The organism is Microbacterium sp., assembly GCF_031178525.1.
GTDB lineage: Bacteria > Actinomycetota > Actinomycetes > Actinomycetales > Microbacteriaceae > Microbacterium.
Map to the genome: position 1 here is coordinate 1 of NZ_JAPSJA010000193.1, position 4,575 is coordinate 4,575.

The following is a 4,575-nucleotide window of genomic DNA, read 5'->3' on the forward strand; positions in this document are numbered from 1 at the left end:
CGTCGCTCGGCATGACGCTGCTGCCGGGCATGGAGTTCTCGGCCAAGCACGACTGGCGCAGCGTGCACGTGCTGTCGTACCTGTTCGATCCCGACGACGCAGACCTGCGCGCGGAGATGGATCGCATTCGCGGCGATCGGATCGGCCGGGCCGAGCGCATCGTCGCCAACATCGGGCGCGACTACGACCTGACGTGGGACGACGTGCTCGCGCAGACGATGCAGGATGCGACCGTCGGCCGCCCGCATATCGCGGACGCGCTCGTCGCACGCGGGCTCGCGCGCGACCGCACGGAGGCGTTCGACGGCATCCTGCATCCTCGCGAGGGCTACTACGAGCCGCACTACGCGCCCGATCCGTTCCGCGCCGTGCGGCTCGTGACCGAGGCCGGGGGAGTCGCGATCATCGCGCACCCCGGGGGCCGGGGCCGCATGATGCCGGAGTCGGTGCTGCACGCGCTGATCGACGCCGGACTGGCCGGCTTCGAGATCGGGCACCGCGAGAACAGCGAGCAGGGCAAGCGCACCCTGCGCCGGATCGCCGAGGATCGCGACCTGATCGTCACCGGCTCGAGCGACTATCACGGGCGCGGCAAGCCGAACCTGCCGGGTGAGAACACGACAAGCGACGCCATGGTGGCGCGCCTCATCGAGCGCGCCACCGGCACCGCGCCGGTGTATCCGGCTTGAGACGGCCTCGCGCGCCGGGACGTGCGATCCCGGAGCGGAGAGGTCAGGCGCCCTGCGGCGTCTGACCCGACGAACGGCGGCGACGGCGGCGGCGCGCCGGAGCGGACTTGCCGTCGTGGTGCTCCTTGCCCGCACCGTCGTGCGTGCCCGAGCCCTCCGACTTCTCGCCGGTCTCGGCGGCGCTGGCCGCCGAGTCGGACGATCCGCGACGACGGGTGCGCTGACGGCTCTCGCCGTCCGAGCGGCGCTCGGGACGCGGACGCTCGGCCTTCGGAGCCGACGTCAGGCGGCCCTTCGTGCCAGCCGGGATGTTCAGGTCGGTGTACAGGTGCGGGCTCGACGAGTAGGTCTCGGTCGGCTCGGGCTGACCGAACTCGAGCGCGCGGTTGATGAGCGCCCACTTGTGCAGGTCGTCCCAGTCCACGAACGTCACCGCGATGCCGGTCTTGCCGGCGCGGCCCGTGCGGCCGGCGCGGTGCAGGTACGTCTTGTCGTCGTCCGGGATCGTGTGGTTGATCACGTGGGTGATGTCGTCCACGTCGATACCGCGCGCGGCGACGTCCGTCGCGACCAGGACCTGGACCTTACCGGCCTTGAACGCGGCCATGGAGCGTTCGCGCTGCTCCTGACCCATGTCGCCGTGCACGCCGCCCACGCTGAACCCGCGGTCGCCGAGCTCGTCGACGAGACGCTGGGCCGCGCGCTTGGTGCGCGTGAAGATCACGGTCTTGCCTGCGCCCTCGGCCTGCAGGATGCGCGCGATGATCTCGTCCTTGTCGAGCGAGTGCGCGCGGTAGATGACGTGCTTGATGTTCGCCTGCGTGAGGCCCTCATCCGGATCCGTCGCGCGGATGTGGATGGGGTTCGTCATGAAGCGACGAGCGAGGGCGACGATCGGCCCCGGCATCGTGGCGCTGAATAGCTGCGTGTGTCGCACCTGCGCGACCTTCTGGAAGATCTTCTCGATGTCGGCGAGGAAGCCGAGATCGAGCATCTTGTCGGCCTCGTCGAGCACGACCTCGGTCGCGTTCGACAGGTCGAGCAGGCGCTGGCCCGCGAGATCGATGAGGCGGCCGGGCGTGCCGACGACGATCTGGGCGCCGGCCTTGAGCTGGTCGATCTGGCCCTCGTAGGCTTTGCCGCCGTAGATCGCGACGACGCTGGTCGAGCGGTTGGAGGTGAGCAGGTCGAGGTCCTCGTAGACCTGGACCGCGAGTTCGCGCGTCGGCACGACGATGAGCGCCTTGACGCCCGGCTCGGGGTTCCGCCCGAGACGCTGCACCACCGGGATGCCGAAGCCGAAGGTCTTGCCGGTGCCGGTCTTCGCCTGTCCGATGAGGTCCTGGCCGGGAAGGGCCAGCGGGATGGTCTGCTCCTGGATGGGGAACGCGTCGACGATCCCCTTCGCGGCGAGGGCGTCGACGATGTCCTGATCGACGCCGAGGTCGGTGAAAGTGGTCACGATGTTCAGGTGGCCTGTCCGGCAGCCGTCGCTGCCTGAGGAGATGGGATCCACGCCCTTCTCTGCTCCAGGCGCGGCGGCCCCGATCCGTCGCCGGGGACCGTATCAGCCTACCGGAGCACCCTGACACTCCCCGGAGCCGGGCGCCGTTCGCTGATCTCCGGTGCGAGCGCTTCCAAGGCGCACCCGTAGGCTTAGGCCGTGGTCAACTGGACGTTCTGGCGGCGCCGCCCGCCCGCGAGGATGCTGCGTCTGCGCTCCCGCGGCGAGATGGGCGACGCCAAGCGCGTCGACTTCGAGGAGCTCGCGCCCGCCGTCGAGACCTTCCTCGGTCAGGCCGCGTATCTCCAGCTCGGCTACTTCGAGACGCTGACCCGGCTCATCCGCGCGACGCCCGATCTGCGCGAGAAGGAGGCGCTGTCGCTCGCGGCGGGCGCCGCGCTCGTGAAGCACCGCGCGATCATCGACGTGATCCGGGATCGCGGGGAGGAGCCGGCCGCGATCATGCGCCCCTTCCAGGAGCAGCTCGACGGCTTCCGCCGCGCCACGATCGGCGCTCGGCCGAGGGAGACGATGCTGTCGGTCCACATCACGGCGGGTATGCTCGACGACTTCTACCGTGCGCTCGCCGCGAGCTACGGCGAGACGGGTCGCCGCGTGGCGCGCATCCTGAACGTCGACAGCGATCGCGAGCTCATCGTCGACCTGATCCGGGCGACGATCGATGACGACGACGAGATGCGCTCACTGCTGTCGATGTGGGCCCGCCGTCTCGTCGGCGACACGCTGCTGGTCGCGCGCGCCGCGCTGCGCCCGCAGCGCCTGGGCGTCGACGACGAGAAGAAGGTCGAGCCGGTGTTCACGGCCCTGATGGCCGCGCACGCGCGCCGGATGGACGCCCTCGGCCTCGCGTCGTAACCGGCACGCGGACGGCCTCCGCCCTGCATGGGGCGCGTCGCACGGCGGATGTCCGGCGGCCTGAGTCGAGGCGCTGAGTGGGGCGTTCACGGGCGGGGCGCAGGAGTGCGCAATAGCCTGATGGACGGGCAGTGAGGCGTCGCGCCGCCCGAAGGAGGAGCCCGTGCTGCCCGTGGTCGACATCGTGATCGTGGTGCTGCTGGTCGTCGCACTGGTGGTCGGGCTGCGCGTCGGGCTGTTCTCGGCGCTCGGCACGCTGTGCGGCCTGGTGATCGGCGGGCTCGCCGCGCCGTGGGTGCTGCCGCTGCTCGCGGGAGTGGTCGAGCCGATGTGGCGCCCCCTGACCGTCGTGGGCGGCGCGATCGCCCTCCTCGCGATCGGCGCGACGCTCGGATCCCTCGTCGGGTCCACGATCCGCCGCGGGGCGGACAAGCTGCGCCTCAAGGTCGTCGAGCGGCTGCTGGGCGGAGTGCTCGGCGCGGTCGCGGCCGCGCTCGCGCTCACGCTCGTGGGCTCGGGCATCGTCAGCGCCGGCATCCCGGTCGTGTCGTCGGCGGTGGCCTCGTCCAGCGCGCTGCGCACGATCGACCGCCTCACGCCGCCGCCCGTGTCCGAGGCGATGGCGCGGCTGCATGCCGCGATCCTCGGCGAGACGGTGCTGCCCACCATCAGCGGCCTGCTCGGCGAGGTCGACACGTCGACGGCCGCCACCGTCGACACGGACGACCCCGCGCTGCGGACCGCGGCGGCCTCGGTCGCCCGCATCCACGGCGCGAACTCGTGCGGCCGCGGTGCGAGCGGCACCGGATTCGTCGCCGCAGAGGACCTGCTGGTGACGAACGCCCACGTCGTCGCCGGGATGGACACGCCGATCGTCGAGCTGCCGGGGGAGCCGGCGCGCGACGGACGCGTCGTGTACTTCGATGCGGTCGACGACCTGGCCGTGATCTCCGTGGACGTGGATGCCGCCGCACTGCCGCTCGTCGAGCCGCTCGCGACGGGCGATCCCGCGGTCATCCAGGGATTCCCGTACGGCGGCCCGTTCCGCACCACGACCGCCTCGATCGCGGCGGTCGGTGCAGCGCCCATCGCGGACATCTACGGGGGATCGGTCGCGCCTCGCGAGGTCTACGCGCTCGCGGCCGCGGTGTACCCCGGCAACTCGGGCGGCCCCGTGCTGACGACCGAGGGTGCCGTGGCCGGCGTCATCTTCGCGCGCGATGAACTGCAGGCAGACGTCGGCTACGCCATGACGACGAGCGAGCTGCTGCCCGCGCTGGAGCAGGTGGACGGGGCGAGCGACGCCGTGTCGACCGGGGACTGCGTGGGCTGACGCTCAGGCCAGACCGAGGCGCTTGACCGCGGCGGCGTCGCGCGTTGCGCGGAGACGGCTGATCGCGTCGGTGCCGAACCACGAGACGACCGCGGCCACGACGAGCGTGATCAGCCACGTCAGCGCATTCGCCTCGCCCAGGCCCGTCCACGTGCAGATGCCGTACGCCACCG

4 protein-coding genes are annotated in these 4,575 nt (G+C 71.5%); 3 read left to right on the forward strand and 1 reads right to left on the reverse strand.

The annotated features are described in order from the left end of the window. The coding region (locus RIF89_RS11235) for a phosphatase (protein ID WP_309069198.1) at window positions 1–689 on the forward strand (689 nt) is incomplete at its 5' end. Window positions 690–732: 43 nt separating this feature from the next. Here RIF89_RS11235 and RIF89_RS11240 read toward each other — a convergent pair. Further along, entirely contained in the window at window positions 733–2,151 is a 1,419-nt protein-coding gene (locus RIF89_RS11240) for a DEAD/DEAH box helicase (RefSeq protein ID WP_309069199.1), read from the reverse strand. 201 nt (window positions 2,152–2,352) lie between these two features. Between RIF89_RS11240 and RIF89_RS11245 the strand changes: the two genes are divergently transcribed. Then, on the forward strand, window positions 2,353–3,069 hold the full coding sequence (locus tag RIF89_RS11245; protein ID WP_309069200.1) for a ferritin-like fold-containing protein: 717 nt from the start codon (window positions 2,353–2,355) through the stop codon (window positions 3,067–3,069). Window positions 3,070–3,232: 163 nt separating this feature from the next. Next, window positions 3,233–4,402: a MarP family serine protease gene (locus tag RIF89_RS11250; protein WP_309069201.1), complete on the forward strand. Its 1,170-nt coding sequence runs from the start codon at window positions 3,233–3,235 to the stop codon at window positions 4,400–4,402. The last annotated feature ends 173 nt before the right edge of the window (window positions 4,403–4,575 follow it).